The organism is Pelomonas sp. Root405, from assembly GCF_001425165.1.
Classification (GTDB): Bacteria; Pseudomonadota; Gammaproteobacteria; order Burkholderiales; family Burkholderiaceae_C; genus Pelomonas.
Genome location: NZ_LMDU01000011.1, coordinates 191,946 through 211,335 on the forward strand (window position 1 = coordinate 191,946; position 19,390 = coordinate 211,335).

A 19,390-nucleotide genomic window follows, 5' to 3' on the forward strand; every position below is an offset into this window, starting at 1 on the left:
GTTGCCTTGGTATTCACTTCACAGCGGCAGTTCGCCGGTGCTGCGGCCCAGCCACTTCTTGGACAGCGCCTCCAGCTCACCCGCCGCCTTGGCCGCCGCGATGATGGCGTTGACCTTGGCCAGCAGCGCGTCCTCGCCCTTGGCCACGCCGACATAGCAGGGGCTGTCCTTCAGCAGCAGCTTGTATTCGGTGTTGAGCGCCGGATTGCGCTGCATCAGGTTGCCGGCGACGGCCGCGCTGGTGGCCAGCAGCTGGGTCTGGCCGGCGGCAAAGGCGGCGATGGTGGCGTTGTTGTCCTCGAAACGCTTGTATTCCAGCGTGGCCGGCGCGACCTTGGCCAGCTCCTGGTCTTCCATCGCGCCGCGCGTGACGGCGACGCTCTTGCCGCCCAGGTCGGCCCAGCTCTTGATGGGCAGGCTCTTGGCCGCGAACACGGCCTGGAAGAAGGGCGCATAGGCCGCACTGAAGTTGATGACCTTCTCGCGGTCCGGGTTCTTGCCCAGCGTCGAGATGACCAGGTCGGCCTTCTTCGTCTGCAGATAGGGAATGCGGTTGGCGCTCGTCACGGGCACCAGCTCGGCCTTGACGCCCAGCTTGGCTGCGATGAGCTGGGCCACCGCGACGTCCAGCCCCTGCGGCACCATGTCCGGGCCGACGAAGCCGTAGGGCGGGTAGTCGGTGGGAACGGCGATCTTGATGGTCTTGCTCTTGGTGATGCTGTCCAGCGCGGTCTGGGCCTGGGCGCTCAAGGCGAGCAGACTGGAGGCCAGGATGAGCAGGCGGCGGGTCAGGGTGGTCGGGGTCATAGCAAGGCTCCTAGATAGGCGGCGGGAGGGTCGGCGGGGGAGTCGGTCGAGAAGTCGGTCGAGAAGTCGGCGGAAGGGTTGACGCCATCGCGGCCCGGATGCGGCAGCGGCGCCAGCGCGCTGCGCAACTGGTCCAGCGGGTCGTTGACGGCAGGCAGGCGCAGGGCGGCCTGCACGTTGGCGAGGTGCTCGGCCATCAGCGCCTCGGCGCGGGCGCGGTCGCCCTGCTCCAGCGCGGCCACGATGGCGACGTGCTCCTGGCAGGACACCGCCGCGTCGTGCGAAGACTGGTAGAGCATGGCGATCAGCGTCGTGCGCGCCGTGTAGTCACGCAGCGTCTCGGCCAGCAGCCCATTGCCCAGGCACTCGGCCAGGCAGACATGGAAGTCGCCCAGCAGGAAACTGCGCGTGCCGACGTCGTCGCCCCGCAGCGACGCCTTTTCCTGCTGCAGATGCTTTTTCAGCCGCGCCAGCGCGGGCTTGCCGAGCGGCGCGTCCCCCCGCAGCAGGCCCAGCTCGATGACGCGCCGCGCCTCGAAGGCCTCACGGGCCTCGTCCTGCGACGGCGAGATCAGATACCAGCCGCGTCGCGCGCTGACCGTGATGATGCCGCGCGCGGCCAGCCGCATGAGGGCCTCGCGCACGATGGTGCGGCTGCAGTCGAACAGCATGGCCAGCTGCTGCTCGCCCAGCCGCGCGCCAGGTGCGAGCTTCTGCGCCAGCACGGCTTCGACGATGCGCTGGCTGATGTCGGTGGCGGAAATGCCCATGCCCGGGCAGTGCAGCTTCCATGCCAGCGCGATTCAGGCTTGTATGCAAGGCCTGTGCACAGGCTTGGCGCACGCCGCCACACCGCACGGCGCCGCGCGCACCAGCCAAGTGCGGTGCGCCACCGATCAGGACTGTGCCGCGGCCTCGCCGTACTGACGCGGCAGCAGCACGCGGAAGGTGGTGCCCACGCCCATCTCGGACTGCAGCTCTGTGGTCGCATCCAGCAGGCTGCACAGCCGCTTGACGATGGACAGCCCCAGGCCCTCGCCCGGCGCCGCGCGGACCTCGCGCGGGTCATCCGGCGCGGGGTAGGTGTCGGCCAACTCGACGTTGACATGCGTGACCTCGCCGTTGGCATGGTCGGCCGTGACCTGCCTGGCCTGGTCGGTCGCCTCCTCGATGGCCCCGGCCAGCTGCGAGCCCGGCCCGGCATGGAAACCCGGCCCGGTGTCCTTGACCTGCAGGAACCAGCGGTCGCTGTCGGTCGACGAACCCGGCCCGCAGTTGACGCTCACGCCGCCCTTGACGGTGTACTTGAGCGCATTGATGACCAGGTTCTGCGCGATACGGCGGATCTTGACCGCGTCGCCCTCGACCACCATCGGGGCCTCGGCGCTGAACCTGAGGTAGAGCGCGCGCTGCTGGGCATAGGGCTGCATCTCCTCGCACAGCGCCGCCAGCAGCGCGGCGACATCGACGGGCGCCAGCACGCGGTGCTCCAGGCCGCCCTGCAGCCGGGCCAGGCTGGTCACGTCGTTGAGCAGGTGGCTCAGCGAGCCGACATTGCGGTCCAGCAGGCGCACGAAGCGCTCACGCATCGGCTCCGACGCGCGCGGCGACGCCAGCCCCGCGGTCGCACTCGCCACGACACCCAGGCCGCCGCGCAGGTCATGCGCGGCCTCCTGCCACAGGCGGGCACGCTCCTGCTCCAGCTCGCGCATGGACCGCAGGGCCAGCTCCAGGTCGCGGATGTGGCTGGTGGCCTCGATCTGCTGCAGCTCGAAATACTGCGACACGCTGGCGCTGATGGCGTCGCCGCACTGCCGGGCCCAGATCCGGCGCGCCTCTGCCATCACCTCGGGCGCCAGCTCGGCATGCGCCTTGGCATAGCTTTCCAGCTCCACCACAACGCATTCGTTCAGGCGGCCGAGCTCACGCGTGACCTCGCTCAGGTCGAAGCCCTGCTGCCAGCGGTGCAGGCCATGGGCCGCCGCATCGCCCTGGTGGACTTCACTGCCATCGGCGTCCGCGCCGTCAGCAGTGCCGGCTAGCGTGCGCTCGAAGTCCACCAGCAGCGCGGGGATGTGGTCGTGCAGCTGGGCGCGCGGCAGCGAGGCGCCCGTCGTCAGCGCCGGGTCGGCGGTGACGGCGCCGCGCCAGGCCTTCAGGATGGCATCGCGCCGCTGCTTCAAATGCGCGCCGACCGCGGCGAGTTCTGCAAGACCCATGACCTCTTCCTCACGTCTGCCGGGAAGGCACAACCAGTCGCCATTCTCGGGCTGAACCGGGCAAGCCCGGGGGCGCACCGAATTGCCACAATCCGCCCCTGTTGCCGCCCACCCGATGACCCCCGATGCGCCTGCTGCTTGTCGAAGACGACGCCATGATTGGCGAGAGCCTGCGCGAGGCCCTGCGCCGCCAGGGCTTTGCGGCCGACTGGGTGCGCGACGGCCAGGCCGCCGATGCGGTGCTGGCCAGCGGCGAGCGTTTCGACGCCGTGCTGCTGGACCTGGGCCTGCCCAAGCGCGACGGCGTGGCCGTGCTGCGGGCCATGCGCGGCCGCGGCGACGCGACGCCCGTCATCGTGCTGACGGCGCGCGACGCCCTCGCGGACAAGGTCGCCGGCCTGGACGCCGGGGCCGACGACTACCTCGTCAAGCCCTTTGAGCTCGACGAACTGCTGGCCCGGTTGCGCGCCGTCACGCGCCGGCTGGGCGGCCGCACCGACACCGCGCTGACCGTGGCCGACCTGCGGCTGGACCCCGCCACGCACGAGGTCACCCGTGCCGGCCGGCCCATCCTGCTTTCCGCGCGCGAGTTCGCGCTGCTGCAGGCCCTGCTGGAGCGGCCCGGCGCCATCGTGTCGCGCGCCCAGCTGGAAGACCGCCTCTACGGCTGGGGCGAGGAGCTGGAGAGCAACGCCATCAGCGTCTACATGCACCAGCTGCGCAAGAAGCTCGGCGCCGACCTGCTGCACACCGTGCGCGGCGTGGGCTATTACGCCGGGCCGGAAAAGGGCGGCGCGGCCGCGGCCTGAGCCGCGCGCCGCTCAGGCGCGTCGAGCGGCACTGACGAGGTCGGCCACGACGAGCACCAGCTCTGCCAGGTCGAACGGCTTGGCCAGATGGGCCTGATAGCCGGCGAGCAGCGAGCGCTTGCGATCTTCCGCACGCGCGAAAGCGGTGAGCGCGAGTGCGGGAATGCGGCGGTTGTCCTGTTCTGCCGCACGCACCGCCCGCATGAACTGGTAGCCATCAATGCGCGGCATGCCGATGTCACTGACGATGACCGTCGGCTTGCTGCTCTGCAGTGCCGTCAACGCGTCCTCCGCGCTTGCAAAGGCCGTCACTCTCACGCCCTGGTTCTCAAACACGCGGCTCATCAGCTCGCGCACGTCGGGCTCGTCGTCGACGAGGAAGGCATGGACGCCTTCCAGATTGGGCAGCACCAACGCTTCAGCCGGCACCGGCGCCGTCGGATGGCTGCGGCTGGCTTCCTCCTGGGCCAGCTGCATGATGGACAAGGGCAGGGTGACGAAGAACGTCGCGCCGAGGTTCTCGCCCTGGCTCGCCACGCGGATGCTGCCGCCATGGAGTTCGACCAGCTGCTTGCAGATGGCCAGGCCAAGGCCGAGGCCGCCAAAGTTGCGGGTCGCCGTGGCGTCACGCTGGGTGAAGCGCTCGAACACATGCGGCAGGAAGCTCGGCGGAATGCCGATCCCGGTGTCGCTGACGCTCAGTTCGATGTGCGAGTTCACCCGCTGCAGCAGCACCTGGATCTGGCCGTCCTTGGGGGTGAACTTGATCGCGTTGGTGAGCAGGTTCCACACCACTTGCTGAAGCCGCGCCGGGTCTGCGCTCACCAGCGATTCGATCGGCTCCAGCAGCGCGTGCAGGCGAAGGCCTTTGGCTTCTGCGGAAGGCCGGGCAGAGTCGATGGCCGCCTGCACGATCGGCGCGACCTGGACCTGCTGGATCTCCAGCCGCGTCTTGCCACTGACGATGCGGCTGAGGTCGAGCAGATCGTCGATGAGCTGGGCCTGTGCGCGCGCATTGCGGTCGATCACTTCATGCGCGCGCTGCAGTTGCTGAGGCGGCATCGAAGTCCCCTTGTGCAGCAGGATCTGGCTCCAGCCGAGGATGGCGCTCAACGGCGTGCGCAGCTCATGCGAGAGCGTCGCCAGGAACTCGTCCTTGATGCGCACTGCGTGCTGGGCGGCCATCCGCGCGCTGCGCTCTGCCTCCAGGAGTTCGTCACGCTGCCGGCTCTCCTGCTCTGCGGCTTCGACACGCTTCTTCTCGGTCAGGTCGCGGGTGAGCTTGGCAAACCCGAGCAGGCGGCCCGTGTCGTCGCGCAGCGCCGTGATCGTCACGTTCGCCCAGAACTGGCTGCCGTCCTTGCGCACGCGCCAGCCTTCATCGACGAAGCTGCCCTTGGCCGTCGCCTCCAGCAGTTCATGCTCCGGCCAGCCGGACTCACGCGCCTCGGCGGGATAGAAATTGGAAAAGTGCTGGCCGATGATGTCGTCGGCGGTGTAGCCCTTGATGCGCTCGGCCCCGACGTTCCAGGTGGCGATGTTGCCGTTGGGGTCAAGCATGAAGATGGCGTAGTCGGAGACACCTTCCACCAGCAGCCGAAAGCGTTCCTCGCTGCGGCGCAGCTCTTCCTCATGCGCGCGGCGCTGGGTCAGGTCGCGCGTGACCTTCGCAAAGCCGACCAGCCGGCCGTCTGACTCACGCATGGCCGTGATGACGACGTTGGCCCAGAACCGCGAGCCGTCCTTGCGCAAGCGCCAGCCCTCGTCCTCGAACGACCCCGAGCTGGCGGCCACCTCCAGCTCATGCTGGGGCAGGTCCCTGGCCAGCGCCTCCGGTGGGTAGAACGTCGAGAAGTGGCGCCCGATGATCTCTTCCGGCAGGTAACCCTTGAGGTGCTCCGCACCGGTATTCCAGGTGAGAACGTATCCATCCGGGTCGAGCATGAAGATGGCGTAGTCCCGCACGCTCGCCACCAGCAGCCGAAACCGTTCATTGCTTTGGTGCAGATGATCGGCAGCACCGCTTGTCTGTTGTTCTGTCATTGCCAGCTAAGTGCCACGGACCAGGCGGATTGTGGGCGGGCAGCGCGCCTTGGCATGTAGGTCGAGGCCGACAGTTCGGGCGCCGGTTCGCCGGTTGAAAAGCTCGCCGGCGCAGAGCTGCGCTGTTTCCGTCGACCCGGGTTAAGAAGGGGCGCCTGACAAGGGCGGCGCGGCCTGAAGCCGACCCGCGAGGAAGTCGCGCAGTCGCGGGTCCTCGGTCAGGCCGATGGCGCGCTGCAAGGCCGCAGCGTGGCCGGGCGCGCCGGCGCACTCAAGCACATGGGCGCGCGCCACCCAGTAGGGCGCATAGGCCTGCACCGTCGTGCCGGGCAAGGCGGCCAGCGTGGTCAGTGCCGCCGCCGCGTCGCCCGCCTCGGCCTGGGCGACGGCCTGGCCGACGCGCGCGCCCAGGCTGGGGTGATGGGCCACCAGCAGTGCATAGAGCTGGGCGATGCCGGCCCAGGGCGTCTGGCCCGTCGCTCGGCGCTGGGCATGGGCGGACTGGATGGCCGCCTCGATCTGGAACGGCCCCGGCTGGCGCAGGCGCGCCGCCGTCCACAGCGCGCGCTCGGCCTCGGCGGCCAGGCCGGCGTCCCACGCGGCGGGGTCCTGGCGCGGCAGCGGCACGAAGCGGCCTGCCGCGTCGAACTGCGCCGCGCGTCGGGCCTCGACATGCAGCAGCAGCGCCAGCAGGCCCCAGGCCTCGGCCTGGTCGGGCTGCAGCACGGTGACCAGCCGCGCGAGGAAGACCGCCTCCTCGCGCAGGTCGCCGGCCGGCGTGTCGGGATCGTGCCGGCCCAGCGTGTAGGCGCCGTAGATGGCCTCCAGCACGGCGGCCAGGCGGCCGGGCAGCTCGCTGGCCTCGGGCGGGTCGAAGCGCAGGCCGGTCTCGCGGATGCGGGCCTTGGCGCGCACCAGGCGCTGGGCCATCGCCGTGGGCGAGACGAGGAAGGCGCTGGCAATGACCTGTGCGTCCAGGCCCAGCACAGCCTGCAACATCAGGGGCGCGCGCACGTTCTCGGCCAGGGCCGGGTGGGCGCAGACGAACATCAGCCGCAGCCGCGCATCCGGCACGGCCTCGGCGGCGGGCGCGGCCGCGTCGTCGTCGAACAACGCGGTGACCGCCGGGTCCTGCGTCAGCCGAGTGTGGCGCGCCGCGTGCAGCAGCCGGCGCCTGGCGGCGGCCATCAGCCAGGCCTCGGGCGAAGCGGGCAGGCCCTGCTCGGGCCAGGTGCGCAGCGCGGCCGCGAAGGCCTCGCTGAGCGCGTCCTCGGCCGCGGCCAGGTCGCGCCACTGCCAGGCGAGCAGCGCCACCAGCCGGCCATAGCTTTCGCGGGCAACGCGCTCCGCCGCAACTGCGGCGGCGTCCGTCACTGCGCCGGCGGCGGCGGCAACACCGGCCGCACCTCGACGCTGCCGGCAGAGGCGCAGGGCGCACGTGCGGCCCACTCCAGCGCCTCGTCCAGCGACGCCACCTCAACGATGAAATAGCCCCCGAGGTGCTCGTGCGTGTCGGCGAAGGGGCCGTCCTGCACCTGGCGCTGGCCGCCGCTGACCCGCACGGTGGTGGCGGTGCGCGGCGGCTGCAGGCCGTTGCCGCTGACGATGACGCCGGCGCCGCCCAGCGCGCCGATGTAGGCGTTCCAGGCGCCCCAGTAGGCGGGCGCGGCGGCGGGGTCGTCGCGGCGACCGACTTCGGCGGTGGCTTCGCGGTAGATGAGCATGTATTGCATGAGGAACTCCAGGGCTGGGTTGAAGCGCAGCGGCATGCCGGGCGCAGGTTACAGGGGGGTGGGCGGAACCCACACGGCGCGGGTTCCTGAACCTGTGATGCGCGAGCCGGCACCCAATCGACAGCGGCCCGGCAAATTTTTTGCGGCGGCAGAATGCGACCGCCATGCCTCCGCCGCCTTCCCCAGAAACCTGCCTGAGCGCAGCGCGCCAAAAGACGCCGGCATGAAGCTGCTTGCCACCCTGCGCGGCCGCCTCTTCGCCCTGCTTGCGGTGCTCGGCGCCGTCACGGCCGCGGCAGTCGCCGGCGCCACCTACTTCAGCGTGCGCGCCGAGGCCGACGCGCTGTTCGACTACCAGTTGCGCCAGACGGCGCTGTCGCTGCGCGACCAGGGCCGCATCGCCGGCGATGAGGCCGCAGCGCTGGCCGACCCGGGCCTGGATTACGTGGTGCAGATCTGGTCGCTGCAAGGGCTGCAGCTGTACTCCAGCCGGCCGCAGGGGTTGACCGAGCCCCTGCCGGCGCGCGCGGTGCTGGGCTTCTCCAACCTGCGCCTGGGCGGACAGGACTGGCGCGTGTTCGGCGCGGCCACGCCGCTGCGCGTGGTGCAGGTGGCCCAGCCGCTGGCGGTGCGGCAGCGCCTGGCCGCGCTGGCCGCGCTGCGCAGCGTGGTGCCGGTGGCGGTGGCCCTGCCGCTGGTGGCGGCGGCACTGTGGTGGCTGATCGGCGTCTCGCTGGCGCCGCTGTCGCGCGTCGTGCAGGCGGCCCAGGCGGGCGGTGTGAACTCCCTGGGCGCGCTGCCGACCGAGGGCCTGCCCGGCGAGATCGCGCCGCTGGTGGAGGCTTTCAACGGCCTGCTGGCGCGCCTGTCGACGGCCTTCGACACCCAGCGCAGCTTTGTCGCCGACGCCGCCCACGAACTGCGCTCGCCGCTGACGGCGCTGAAGCTGCAGCTCGGCCTGCTGCGCGACTCGGCGCCCGGTGAGCAGCAGGACGCCGCCATCGCCCGCCTGCGCGGCGGCATCGACCGCGCGGTGCACCTGGTGGAGCAGCTGCTGGCCCTGGCCCGCGCCGAGCCCGGCGCTGCGGCCGTCGAGCAGCCGCTGGACCTCGCCGAGCTGGCGGCCCAGGCCGTGGCCGACGTGCAGCCGCTGGCCGCCAAGGCCGGCGTGGCCCTCACGCTGACCGCCCCCGACCCGCTGCCGCTGAGCGGCGACCCGCAGGCCTTGCGCGGCGCCTTTCGCAACCTCATCGACAACGCCGTGAAGTACGGCGCCCGAACGGTGCAGGTGAGCGCCTTGCGCGGCCCCGGTGGCGCGCCGCTGCTGCGCGTGGACGACGACGGCCCGGGCATTCCGGCCGAGCAGCGCGAGCGTGTCTTCGACCGCTTCCAGCGCGGCGAAGGCACGGCCGTGGAAGGCAGCGGCCTGGGCCTGGCCATCGTGCGGGCGGCGGCCAAACAAAAAGGCGCCAGCGTGGTGCTGGCGCCTTCGCATCTCGGCGGCTTGCGGGCCGAGATTGATTTCGCCGCTCAGCGGAACTGATAGCTCAAGCTGGCGAAGAAAGTGCGGCCGCGCGTGTCGCCATAGGTTGGGTCGTAGGTGACCTGGAAGTAGCGCGACTGGTTGGTGAAGGGCGGCGCGGTGTCGGCCACATTCAGCACGCCGGCGCGCAAGCGCAGCTCGGGCGTGATGCGGTAGCTGGCGGTCAGGTCCCACAGCGAGTAGGGCTTGACCTCGCGGTCGTTCCACTCGGGCGCGGCCAGGCCCGGCGTGTTCTGGTCGGTGTAGCCGGACATGTAGTTGTTGGTCACCGTCGCGCTGAAGGGGCCCATGTCCCAGTCCACGCTGAGCTTGTGGCGCCAGCGCTGCACGGCCTTGTCGTCGCGGAACTTGCCCAGGCCGCTGATCAGCGGCGAGCGTGGGTCGGTGTTGAACTTGTACTCGGTGACGACCGTGCCTGCCAGGCTGGCGCCGAAGCGGCCATAGGCGGTGGCCTCGCCGCGCCAGGACAACGAGAGGTCCAGGCCCGAGGTGTTGAGCTTGCCGCGGTTCTCCTTGCGGACCGTCACGATGTCGACGAAGCCGTCGGAGAAGCGCTTCACGATGATCGGGTCGTTGTAGTAGACCGGGTTGGTGAAGATCGTCTCTTCGCCGATCTCCGAAATGATGTCGGTCTTGCGGATGGCCCAGTAGTCGACGCTGCCGTTCCAGGAACGCGAAGGCTCGAACACCATGCCGATGCTGAACTGCTTGGACTTCTCGGGCTTGAGGGCGGGGTTGGAGAAGCGGTCGACGACCATCTGCGCGACTTCGCCGGACACCGGGTCCTTGACGAAGCTGGCGGTGATGCCATTGCGCACCGGGCGGAACATTTCCGACACCGTCGGCGCACGGAAGCCCGTGCCGTAGGACGCGCGGGCCAGCAGCGCGCGGTCGGGGCGGAAGGTCAGGCCGATCTTGGGGTTGGTGGTGCTGAGCTTGGGCGAGGTGGTGCCGGTGGCCGCGTCGAACACGCCGTCGTAGCGGTCGTGGCGGATGGCGAACTGGCCTTCCCACTGCTTGCTGAAGGGGGCGGACAGCTCGGTGAAGAGGCCCATCACGTCGCGCTTGTGGCGGGTGTCGGCCAGCAGCGCGCCGGAGCTGGACCGGTCGTTGACGATGTCATTGCTCTTCAGCACGTCAGTGGCGCTGAACTCGGTTTCCTCGCGCCGCACTTCGGCGCCGACGGCCAGCATCAGGTCACCGCCGGCCAGCGCCGTCAGGGCGCGGGTCAGCTTGCCGTCGATGCTGGTGCTGGTGCCCTCGGCAATGCGCGCGGCACCATTGAGCTTGATGCCGTTCATGAAGTTGCGACCCGCATCGCCCGTGGACGGCACGAAGGGGTTGTAGGCACCGGCCTTGATGCCGGCCTCCAGCTTGGTCAGCGACACCCAGCCGTCGATGTTGGTGTCGGTGGCCTTGTTGGTGGCGACATTGATGGCGGTGTCGTAGTCCCAGCCGCTGAAGTGGCCGGTGGCGCCGACGACCACGCGGGTGGCCTCGCTCTCGACGCGGCTGGTGCGCTTGCCGGCATCGGTCAGGCGGAAGCGGAAGTCCACCGGCGTGGTGATGCCGGTCTGCTGCTGCAGCGACGTGGGCAGCGTGATGCCGACGGCCGCGCGGAAGCGGTTGGTGGCCGGCGAAGCGGCGTAGTCGGTCTCGGTCTTGGACAGCAGCACTTCCGCGAAGAGCTGGTGGTCGTCGGCGATCTGGAAGGTGGCGCGGCCGACGATGTTGGCCTTGTCCGAAGCCGGGTAGATCTCGGAGTCGCCCATGTAATTGAAGGCGCAGCCCTCGCGCCCGCCCGGGCCTGTGGGGGCCAGGGAGTTGGGGTTCAGGCCGCCAGTGCAGCTGGACTTGGCGAAGTTGACGCGGCGCGGCGCCGCGGTGCCGCCGCCCGGGTTCCAGGTGCCGTTGGCGTTGCTGCCCTTCAACGCGGTGTTGGGGTTGGCCAGCACGAAGTTGTTCAGCGCCGTGAGCTGACCCGCGGTCAGGTCGACATTGGCCGGGAAGGTGTTGCTGGACAGCTGGGGCGCCAGCCGGCCCGGCAGGTCGTATTCCTGGATGAATTTGCGCTGGGCCGAGCTCAGCGGATCGAGCTTCTGAACGTCCAGCGCGGCGAACACGTTGAAGCGGTCCCTGGCCAGGTCACCAAAGCCGGCCGACGCGGAGAAGGTCGTCTTGCCAGCGCCACCTTCGTCGGTGCGCGACGCATAGACGCCGAGGTCGACGCCCTGGTAGTCCTTGCGCGTGATGAAGTTGATGACGCCGCCCATGGCGTCGGTGCCGTAGATGGCGGAAGCGCCGTCCTTGAGCACTTCCACGCGCTGGATGGCGCCGGCCGGGATGTTGTTCAGGTCCACGCCGGCGTTGTCGCCGGGCGAAGCAAAGTTGGCGAGGCGTCGGCCGTTCAGCAGCACCAGCGTGCTGGACACGCCCAGGCCGCGCAGGTTGGCGCCGTTGAAGCCGCGCTGGGCGCCGGACTGGTCGGTGATGCTGGCGCCGTCGGTCAGGCCGCCGACGTTGGAGGTGATCTTCTGCAGCAGCTCGGCCGCGGTCGTCACGCCAGCCTTGTCGATGTCGCCGCGCTTGATGACGTCCACCGGCAGGGCCGCCTCACCGTCGATGCGCTTGATGCTGGAGCCGGTGATCTCGACACGTTCGAGCTTCTGTTCCTGAGCCTGCGCCGGCAGCGCGATGAGACAGAGCAGCGCGGCGTGAGCCAGCGCGTGCCGTGCGAAGGAGGGAGCTGAAGTCATAGGGCCTCGTGTTGTGAATGGGTGGAGCGGATGCCCCTCAGGTTAGGGATGCGGTGCAGGGGTTGCCTATGGGGTTTTGGCGCGCCGGTCGCTTGCACGCAAATGCGCGTCGCTTCTCGGCAAGCGTCAGGAGCGGCCCTGCAACACGGCTTGCCCAGAAGCGACATGCAATTGCGTTCGTGGTGCGCCGCGCCTTGGTTTGGGGCCTAACCCGCTGGCTGCTGCGGCGGGGCACTGCCAACATGGCTTCATGAATTTCCTCAAACGACTTATGTTTTGTGCGCTGTGGTGCGGCAGCGCGGCCCATGCCGGCACGGCCATCGTCATCGGTGGCGCGCTGAAGACCGACAACGACGCCGTGTGGCAGCGCATCGTCGACGAGGCCGGCGGGGCCGGCGCACGCATTGCCGTGTTCGCCACGGCCGCCGCCAATCCCGAGCGCAGCGCCGGCCAGATCGTGGCCGCGCTGAACCACCGCGGCGCCCATGCCGAAGCCATTCCCGTCGCGCCGCGCTTGGCAGGCGTCGACCTGCCAGCCAATCTCAACGACCCGGCGCTGATCGCCAAGGTGGCAGCCGCCAAGGCCGTGTTCTTCTCGGGCGGCGCGCAGGAACTGATTGTCGACACGCTGCAGCCGGGCGGCGAGCCCACCGCCATGCTCAAGGCCATCCGCCAGGTCTTCGACGGCGGCGGCGTGGTGGCCGGCACCAGCGCGGGCGCGGCCATCATGAGCCGCATGATGTTCCGCGACGCGCAGGACAACATGCAGATCCTCAAGGGCCAGTGGCGCGACCGGCGCGAGTACGACCGCGGGCTGGGCTTTGTCGGGCCCGACCTCTTCATCGACCAGCACTTCCTCAAGCGCGGCCGCATCGGCCGCATGCTGCCGGCGATGCGGGCCTTCAACTACCGCTTGGGGCTGGGCGTCGAGGAAAACTCGGCCATCGTCGTCAAGGGCGCCGAGGTGGAAGTGATCGGCGCGCGCGGCGCCCTGCTGGTGGACCTGTCCGAGGCCACGTCCGACCCCAAGCTGCCGGCCTTCAACCTGCGCGGCGCGCTGCTGAGCTACCTGGACCGCGGCGACCGTCACGACCTCAGCACCGGCGTGACGACACCCGCCCCGCACAAGCTACGCGAGGCCAAGATCGACCCGGCCGCGAGCGACTACAAGCCCTATCTGCAAAGCGACGGCTACTTCCTCGACATCCTCGGCGACTCCACCATCACCACCGCGATGGCGCAACTGCTGGACAGCCCGCTGCCCGAGGTGCGCGGCCTGGCCTATCGCGCCAAGCCCCGCGCCGGCGACATGGCGCCAGACCTCGGCTTCGAATTCCGCCTCTACAAGGGCCCGGGCCTGGTCGGCTGGTTCAGCGGCGCTTTGGGCGGCGAGGACTACACGGTGCTGAAGGCGCGCCTGGACGTGATCCCCGTGCGCGTGGCCCAGCCGTTGTTCACCCCGCTCGTCGCCCATTGACAAGAAACCCAAAGGCAACCACAGAGACACAGAGGCACGGAGTGAATCCAAGGCTTGCCTTGCTCTGTGCCTCAGTGCCTCTGTGGTTGCATTTCTGAGCTGACCATGCAAACCCTTTTCCACGACCTGCCGCCCGCCAGCGCCGGCACGCAGCGGCGCCTGCGCAGCCTGCACTTCGGCCGCGCCGCGTCGGGCCGCAAGGCCTATCTCCACGCCAGCCTGCATGCCGACGAAATACCGCCGATGCTGGTAGCGCAATGCCTGATCGAGCGGCTGTCGGCCCTGGATGCGGCGGGGGCGATTGCCGGCGAGATCGTCCTCGTGCCCATGGCCAACCCCATCGGCCTGGCGCAGGACATCCAGGGCTCGGCCTTCGGTCGCTTCGACATGGGCACGGGCGCCAACTTCAACCGCCAGTTCAAGCACCTCACCGCCGCGCTGATCCCGCTCGTCGAGCCACGGCTCGGCGCCGACGTGGCCGCCAACACCCGCGTCATCCGCGCCGCCTGCCACGAGCTGCTGGCCGCGGTCGAGCCCGGCAGCGAAACGAACGCCCTCAAGCTGCTGCTGCAGACATTGGCGATGGACGCCGACCTGGTGCTGGACCTGCACTGCGACAACCAGGCCGTCATGCACGTCTACACCGGCACACCGCAGACGGCCGCCTTCCAGCCGCTGGCCGGCTACCTCGGCGCGCAAGCCCTGCTGTACAGCGAGGTCTCGGGCGACGACCCCTTCGACGAGACGGCGTCGCGCATCTGGTGGGAGCTGGCCGCGCATTTCGAGGGCCGCTTTCCCATCGATGCCCAGGCCTGCCTGGCCGCCACCGTCGAGCTGCGCGGCGAGACGGAGGTGTCGCACGACCTGGCCGAGCAGGACGCCGACGCGCTGCTGGCCTTCCTGCGCCACCTCGGCCATGTCGACGGCACCGCGCCGCGCGCGCCGGCCGGCTGCGAGCCGACACCGCTGGAGGGCGTGGAGCCGCTGACGGCGCCATCGAGCGGCATCCTCGTCTTCGCCAAGCAGCCGGGCGACTGGGTCGAGGCCGGCGAGCTGGTGGTGGAAATCATCTGCCCGCTGACCGATGCCCGCACCGCCCTGCATGCCCGTGCCAGCGGCCGCTGCTTTGCGCGCACGTCGCGCCGCTTCGCCACCCGCGGCATGCGCCTGGCCAAGATCGCCGGTTCGGTCGCCTACCGAAGCGGATCGCTGCTCTCGCCATGAAACTCAAGCTCCCCAACACCTACGTGCTGCTGGTCGTCCTGCTGGCGTTGATTGCCGCGGCCACCTGGGTCGTGCCCGGTGGCAAATTCGACACCCAGCTCGTTGACGGCAAGAACGTCATCTTCGCCGGCAGCTATCACGTGGTGGAGGCCAAGCCGCAAGGGTTGGTGGCGCTGCTGACCTCGCCGATCAAGGGCTTTGTCGAGGCGGCGCTGATCATCGGCTTCGTGCTCATCGTCGGCGGCGCGTTCGCGGTGCTGCAGCGCACCCAGGCCATCGACGCGATGATCAAGTCGGTCGCGCGCGCCCACAACCGCTCGGCCCTGGTGCGCGTGGCGGTCATTCCCGTCTTCGTCACGCTGTTCTCGCTGGGCGGCGCCACCTTCGGCATGGCGGAAGAAGCCATTCCCTTCGTGCTGATCTTCATCCCGCTGGCGCTGGCCTTGAAGCTGGACACGCTGACCGGCGTGGCCATTCCCTTCGTCGGCTCGCAGGTGGGTTTCGCCACGGCCTTCCTGAACCCCTTCAATGTCGGCGTGGCCCAGGGCATTGCCGGCGTGCCGCTGTTCTCCGGCATCGGCTACCGCGCCATCTGCTGGGCGATCGCCACGGCGCTGACCGTCGGCTTCCTGATGTGGTGGGCGGCGCGCATCAAGCGCTCGCCCCAGTTGAGCCCCACCTATGCGATGGACCAGGAGCGCCGCAAGACGCTGGACTTGGCCAGCTTCGAGAACTTCGCCGGCATGACCGGCCGGCACCGCGCCGTGCTGTGGCTGTTTGCGGCGACCCTCGGCGTGATGATCGTCGGCGTCGTCAAGTACGGCTGGTACATCGAGGAGATCGCGGCGCTTTTCCTCGTCATGGCCATCACCGTGGGCATCGTCGCGCGGCTGTCGGCGGACGAGTTCATGGCCGCCTTCCTGCACGGCGCGCGCGATCTGGTCGGCACGGCACTGGTCATCGCGCTGGCCAAGGCCACCGTCATCCTGATGCGCGACGGCCAGATCATCGACACCATGCTGCATGCGCTGGCGCCGCTGGTGGAGAGCAGCTCGCCGGTGTTCTCGGCGCAGAAGATGTTCGTCATCCAGTCGGTCATCAACTTCTTCATCCACTCCGGCACCGGCCAGGCCGCGCTGACCATGCCCATCATGGCGCCGCTGTCCGATCTGGTGGGCGTGACCCGGCAGACGGCGGTGCTGGCGTTTCAGTTCGGCGAGCTGACCACGCCGATCATCCCGACCTCGGGCATCACGGTGGGCGTGCTCGCGCTGGCTGGGGTGCCGTTTGGGCAGTGGGTGAAGTGGATGCTGCCGTTGCAGGCGATCTATCTCGTGATGGCGTTGGCGCTGTTGGCGGTGCCGGCGTTGGTGAACTGGCAGTGAGCACAATGGGGTGATGCTTCGTCATTGCTTTGGCTTTTTGGCAAGGCCCAGCCGGGAGTTCGCCCCGGCGGGCGACTCACTTTCTTGTGCGCACAAGAAAGTAAGCAAAGAAAGCGCCCCTGCAAAACCGGCCCTTCGGGCTGCCCTGCGATGCTCGAAGGCCGAGGCCCGCGCTCAACTCCCTTCGCTACGCTGCGGTCAAACAGTAGCGCGGAGTCAGATGTCGAAGCGTGCTGCGCACGCGCCTCGGCCTTCTGCGCTTCTCGGCGGTTTTGAAGGGGAGAGCCGAAACAGCCGGACAGCCCAACAGCCAAGCCGGACATCCGGCTATCGCCGGCTGTTCCTTCACCCCCCCTTTAAGCCCGCCGAGGAGCGCAGCGGCTTGCAACCGCGTGCGCAGCACGCCTCAAGCTCTGACTCCGCGCAGCTGTTTGACCGCAGCGTAGCGAAGGGAGTTCTGCGCGGGGTTGCAAGCCGCGAGCACCGCAGGGCAGCCCGCTGCGAAGCTAAGGGCCGGGCGGTTCGGGGGCGACTTTTTGCCTTCTTTTTGGTCGCTCAAAAAGAAGGTCGCCGGCCGGGGCGACGTCCCGGCATGGGCCTTCGGGTCGACGCACTCACGGAACAGCAACCGTGAACGCAGAACCCACACGCCGCCGCGTCGCGCTTCTGCCGCTGCCCGGCTTCTCCTTGCTGGCCCTGGCCGGCGTGCTCGACAGCTTGGCCGCCGCCAACGAGCTGCAGGCCGAGGCGGTGTGGCGCTGCGACTGCCTGTCGCTGGCCGGCGGACCGGTTGCCGCCGGCAACGGCGCCCAACTGCACACCGAGGCCCTGCCACTCGACGTCGACTGGCACGCCGTCATCGTCATCGCCGCCGACACCAGCCCCTGCGACCCCGCCCTGGCGGCTCGCCTCAAGCGCTGGGCGGCCGACGGTGTCGTGCTTGGCGGCATCGACGCCGGCGCTGCCCAGCTCGCTGCCTGCGGCCTGCTCGACGGCCAGCGCGCCTGCGCCGACTGGGCGCTGCTGGACAGCCTGGCCGAGGCCCACCCTGGCGTCGCCTGGGCCAACGGTCTGTGGGAGATCAGCGCCGATGGCCTGCGACTGTCCGCCGCCTCGGGCCTGGCCAGCCTGGACCTGTGCGGCGCCTGGCTGGCGGCCCAGCATGGCGAGCGTCTGGGCCAGGAGCTGGCGCAGTGGCTGGGCGTGAAGGGCCTGCGCCCGCGCGACGAGCGCCAGCGCGCGGGCTACAGCGAGCGCCGCGGCGCCGGCAGCCCCAAGCTGGCCGAAGCGCTGGCGCTGATGGAGGCCAACCTCGGCGAGCCGCTGCCGACCGAGGAGGTGGCCACCCTTGTCGGCGTGTCGCGTCGCCAGCTCGAACGGCTGTTCAAGCAACACCTGGACACCCTGCCCTCGCGCCACTACCTGGCGCTGCGCCTGGGGCGCGCGCAGCGCCTGCTGCAGCAAAGCTCGCAGTCCATCCTGCAGATCGGCCTGTCCTGCGGCTTCTCGTCGGGCCCGCATTTTTCGAACGCCTACAAAAGCCATTTCGGCCACACGCCGCGCGACGAACGCAGCCGGCGCGCGCTGGCCTGGCGCTCTGCGCCCACTCCCGGAGACCCCACATGAATGACCTGCTGCTGCGCCCCGTGGCCGAGGCCGACCTGCCCGCACTGATGCGCATGGCGGCGGCGAGTGCCGACGGCATCAGCTCGCTGCCCAACGACGAGGCCAAGCTGGCCGCGCGCATCGCCGCGTCGATGCAGTCCTTTGCCAGCCTGGACGACGCCAGCGGCGAGGAGACCTATCTCTTCGTGCTGGAGGACATGTCGGCCCGTCGCGTGGTCGGCTGCTCGGGCATTGCCGCCAGCGCTGGCTTCTTCGACCGCTTCTACAGCTACCGCAACGAGTTCGTCGTGCATGCGAGCAATGCGTTAGGGGTGTCGCAGCGCATGCACACCCTGCACCTCTGCCACGACCTGACCGGCGCGACGCTGCTGACCTCCTTTTATCTCGACCCCGACTACGAGCACGGCCCCGCCGCCCAGCTGCTGTCGCGCTCGCGGCTGCTCTTCATCCGGGCTCATGCCGAGCGCTTCTCGGAGCGCATCGCCGCCGAGAGCCCGGGCATCACCGACGCCGCCGGCCAGAGCCCCTTCTGGGATGCCGTCGGCCGGCGCTTCTTCGGCATGGACTATCCGCAGGCCGAACTCATCGTCGGCGGCCGCAGCAAGGCCTTCATCGCCGACCTGATGCCGCCCTCACCCATCTATGTCGCCCTGCTGCCCGAGGCCGCGCAGTGGGCCCTGGGCCAGCTGCACCCGGTGGGCGAGCTGCCCTTCTCGGTGCTGCAGGACGAGGGCTTCGATGCCGACAGCTATGTCGACATCTTCGATGGCGGGCCGACGGTGGACGCGCCGCTGGCCTCGTTGCGCAGCGTGAGGCTGGCGCGCGAGGTCGTCGTGGCGGCCGAGGCCGATGTGCGCGAGCGCGAGTGGGCCCTGCTGGCTTGCACGGAGCGCACGCGCTTTCGCGCCGTCCTCGCCCAGGTCGGCCGCGAGGTGGACGCCGGCACCGCCGCCCGCGTCGGCGCGCAGCCGGGCGAGCGCCTTGTCATGACGCCTTTGCAGACGGAGGTGTCCGCATGAGCCGCATCCTGCTAACCCATGAAACGGGCGGCATCCGGCTGTCACTGGACGACAGCAATGCGTCGCTGCTGCTGGTGCCGCGCCTGGGCCTGACGCTACCGCGCTACCACTTCCGCCTCGGCCGCGTCGTGCATGCCGCCGCCGAGCTCGAGCTGTTCCGCGTGCAGACCACGCTGCTGCTGGGCAACGACCACACCGGCCATGCCGAGCTGACCGAACTGCGCACGGCGCCGGGACTGGGCGAGGCCGCTCAGGTGGCGGCGGTGTCGACACTGATCGCTGCCGCACAGGCGCAGCTGCGCGAGCGGCCGGCCGATTTCGGCGACTGGCTGGTGGCCGAGCTGCCGGGCCGGCGTGACGAACAGGGCCACTCGCCCTTCTGGCAGGCCCTGGGCGCGCGCTTCTACCCCGGCGACCCGGCCGAGGCCGAAGCGCGGCTGGGGCCGGACTGGCGCAGCCACCTGGCGGCGCTGTTGCCGCGGCAGACGGTGTATTTGTCCTTCCTCGGTGAAGAGGCCGAGAGCCGCGTGCTGGATGTCGACGACGCGGCGAGACCAGCTTTGATGGCACTGCAGGCGGCAGGCTTCCTGCCGCCCGTGCATGCGCGTATCGATGACGGTGGACCAGTGCTGGCTTGGCCCGTCCCGCGTGCGGCTGCGTCGACGATGCAAGGGTGAGTATTTGGGCCGAGCGCCGGGCCGCCCCAAGCCGGCCCGTCAGGCGATGTGCTTGCCGGTCAATCCGGCAAG

15 protein-coding genes are annotated in these 19,390 nt (G+C 69.8%); 8 read left to right on the forward strand and 7 right to left on the reverse strand.

Features of this window, described 5'->3' with window-relative positions; translation table 11 throughout:
* Nucleotides 1-18: 18 nt before the first annotated feature.
* From ASC81_RS10420 to ASC81_RS10430, 3 genes are all read right to left on the reverse strand, one after another.
* Nucleotides 19-807, reverse strand: a complete 789-nt coding sequence (locus ASC81_RS10420; protein WP_056266227.1) for a transporter substrate-binding domain-containing protein — start codon at nt 805-807, stop codon at nt 19-21.
* Nucleotides 804-1,577 carry a GntR family transcriptional regulator gene (locus ASC81_RS10425; protein WP_056266229.1) on the reverse strand — a complete coding sequence of 258 codons (774 nt, stop codon included), beginning with the start codon at nt 1,575-1,577 and terminating at the stop codon, nt 804-806. The genes ASC81_RS10420 and ASC81_RS10425 overlap by 4 nt, the downstream gene beginning before the upstream one ends.
* A gap of 126 nt (nt 1,578-1,703) precedes the next feature.
* Nucleotides 1,704-3,026, reverse strand: coding sequence for a sensor histidine kinase (locus ASC81_RS10430; protein ID WP_056266233.1), 1,323 nt, complete (start codon nt 3,024-3,026; stop codon nt 1,704-1,706).
* 125 nt (nt 3,027-3,151) lie between these two features.
* Here ASC81_RS10430 and ASC81_RS10435 point away from each other — a divergent pair, with 125 nt between their 5' ends.
* Complete coding sequence (locus ASC81_RS10435) at nt 3,152-3,835, forward strand: response regulator transcription factor (protein WP_056266236.1); 684 nt, start codon at nt 3,152-3,154, stop codon at nt 3,833-3,835.
* Between the two features lie 12 nt (nt 3,836-3,847).
* Here ASC81_RS10435 and ASC81_RS10440 read toward each other — a convergent pair whose 3' ends face one another.
* The 3 genes from ASC81_RS10440 to ASC81_RS10450 all read right to left on the reverse strand — a co-directional run bounded on the left by ASC81_RS10440 (nt 3,848) and on the right by ASC81_RS10450 (nt 7,611).
* Entirely contained in the window at nt 3,848-5,878 is a 2,031-nt protein-coding gene (locus ASC81_RS10440; RefSeq protein ID WP_056266241.1) for a PAS domain S-box protein, read from the reverse strand.
* A gap of 141 nt (nt 5,879-6,019) precedes the next feature.
* Entirely contained in the window at nt 6,020-7,252 is a 1,233-nt protein-coding gene (locus ASC81_RS10445) for an RNA polymerase sigma factor (RefSeq protein ID WP_056266244.1), read from the reverse strand.
* On the reverse strand, nt 7,249-7,611 hold the full coding sequence (locus tag ASC81_RS10450) for a YciI family protein (RefSeq protein WP_056267473.1): 363 nt from the start codon (nt 7,609-7,611) through the stop codon (nt 7,249-7,251). Before ASC81_RS10450 ends, ASC81_RS10445 begins: the two co-directional genes overlap by 4 nt.
* 223 nt (nt 7,612-7,834) lie before the next feature.
* Between ASC81_RS10450 and ASC81_RS10455 the strand changes: the two genes are divergently transcribed.
* The gene (locus ASC81_RS10455; RefSeq protein ID WP_056267476.1) at nt 7,835-9,154 is read left to right on the forward strand and encodes an ATP-binding protein; all 1,320 of its coding nucleotides are present in this window, start codon (nt 7,835-7,837) and stop codon (nt 9,152-9,154) included.
* On the opposite strand, the gene ASC81_RS10460 is transcribed toward ASC81_RS10455, so the two are convergent.
* Nucleotides 9,142-11,910, reverse strand: a complete 2,769-nt coding sequence (locus tag ASC81_RS10460) for a TonB-dependent receptor (RefSeq protein WP_056266247.1) — start codon at nt 11,908-11,910, stop codon at nt 9,142-9,144. The genes ASC81_RS10455 and ASC81_RS10460 overlap by 13 nt on opposite strands.
* A gap of 250 nt (nt 11,911-12,160) precedes the next feature.
* Here ASC81_RS10460 and ASC81_RS10465 point away from each other — a divergent pair, with 250 nt between their 5' ends.
* The 6 genes from ASC81_RS10465 (at nt 12,161) to ASC81_RS10490 (ending at nt 19,318) form a co-directional block, all read left to right on the forward strand.
* Nucleotides 12,161-13,387 carry a cyanophycinase gene (locus ASC81_RS10465; protein ID WP_082536431.1) on the forward strand — a complete coding sequence of 409 codons (1,227 nt, stop codon included), beginning with the start codon at nt 12,161-12,163 and terminating at the stop codon, nt 13,385-13,387.
* Between the two features lie 105 nt (nt 13,388-13,492).
* Nucleotides 13,493-14,611: a succinylglutamate desuccinylase/aspartoacylase family protein gene (locus ASC81_RS10470; protein ID WP_056266251.1), complete on the forward strand. Its 1,119-nt coding sequence runs from the start codon at nt 13,493-13,495 to the stop codon at nt 14,609-14,611.
* Nucleotides 14,608-15,996: a YfcC family protein gene (locus tag ASC81_RS10475; protein ID WP_056266254.1), complete on the forward strand. Its 1,389-nt coding sequence runs from the start codon at nt 14,608-14,610 to the stop codon at nt 15,994-15,996. Before ASC81_RS10470 ends, ASC81_RS10475 begins: the two co-directional genes overlap by 4 nt.
* 630 nt (nt 15,997-16,626) lie before the next feature.
* Entirely contained in the window at nt 16,627-17,622 is a 996-nt protein-coding gene (locus ASC81_RS10480; RefSeq protein ID WP_056266257.1) for a GlxA family transcriptional regulator, read from the forward strand.
* Nucleotides 17,619-18,641, forward strand: coding sequence for an arginine N-succinyltransferase (locus tag ASC81_RS10485; protein ID WP_056266260.1), 1,023 nt, complete (start codon nt 17,619-17,621; stop codon nt 18,639-18,641). Before ASC81_RS10480 ends, ASC81_RS10485 begins: the two co-directional genes overlap by 4 nt.
* Nucleotides 18,638-19,318, forward strand: a complete 681-nt coding sequence (locus ASC81_RS10490; RefSeq protein WP_056266263.1) for an arginine N-succinyltransferase — start codon at nt 18,638-18,640, stop codon at nt 19,316-19,318. The genes ASC81_RS10485 and ASC81_RS10490 overlap by 4 nt, the downstream gene beginning before the upstream one ends.
* The last annotated feature ends 72 nt before the right edge of the window (nt 19,319-19,390 follow it).

Coding starts and splice junctions, on each gene's coding strand:
- ASC81_RS10420 (WP_056266227.1), bottom strand. CDS start 807: ATGACCCCGACCACCCTGACCCGCCGCCTGCTCATCCTGGCCTCCAGT.
- ASC81_RS10470 (WP_056266251.1), top strand. CDS start 13,493: ATGCAAACCCTTTTCCACGACCTGCCGCCCGCCAGCGCCGGCACGCAG.
- ASC81_RS10490 (WP_056266263.1), top strand. CDS start 18,638: ATGAGCCGCATCCTGCTAACCCATGAAACGGGCGGCATCCGGCTGTCA.
- ASC81_RS10425 (WP_056266229.1), bottom strand. CDS start 1,577: ATGGGCATTTCCGCCACCGACATCAGCCAGCGCATCGTCGAAGCCGTG.
- ASC81_RS10465 (WP_082536431.1), top strand. CDS start 12,161: ATGAATTTCCTCAAACGACTTATGTTTTGTGCGCTGTGGTGCGGCAGC.
- ASC81_RS10460 (WP_056266247.1), bottom strand. CDS start 11,910: ATGACTTCAGCTCCCTCCTTCGCACGGCACGCGCTGGCTCACGCCGCG.
- ASC81_RS10450 (WP_056267473.1), bottom strand. CDS start 7,611: ATGCAATACATGCTCATCTACCGCGAAGCCACCGCCGAAGTCGGTCGC.
- ASC81_RS10435 (WP_056266236.1), top strand. CDS start 3,152: ATGCGCCTGCTGCTTGTCGAAGACGACGCCATGATTGGCGAGAGCCTG.
- ASC81_RS10475 (WP_056266254.1), top strand. CDS start 14,608: ATGAAACTCAAGCTCCCCAACACCTACGTGCTGCTGGTCGTCCTGCTG.
- ASC81_RS10455 (WP_056267476.1), top strand. CDS start 7,835: ATGAAGCTGCTTGCCACCCTGCGCGGCCGCCTCTTCGCCCTGCTTGCG.
- ASC81_RS10430 (WP_056266233.1), bottom strand. CDS start 3,026: ATGGGTCTTGCAGAACTCGCCGCGGTCGGCGCGCATTTGAAGCAGCGG.
- ASC81_RS10485 (WP_056266260.1), top strand. CDS start 17,619: ATGAATGACCTGCTGCTGCGCCCCGTGGCCGAGGCCGACCTGCCCGCA.
- ASC81_RS10440 (WP_056266241.1), bottom strand. CDS start 5,878: ATGACAGAACAACAGACAAGCGGTGCTGCCGATCATCTGCACCAAAGC.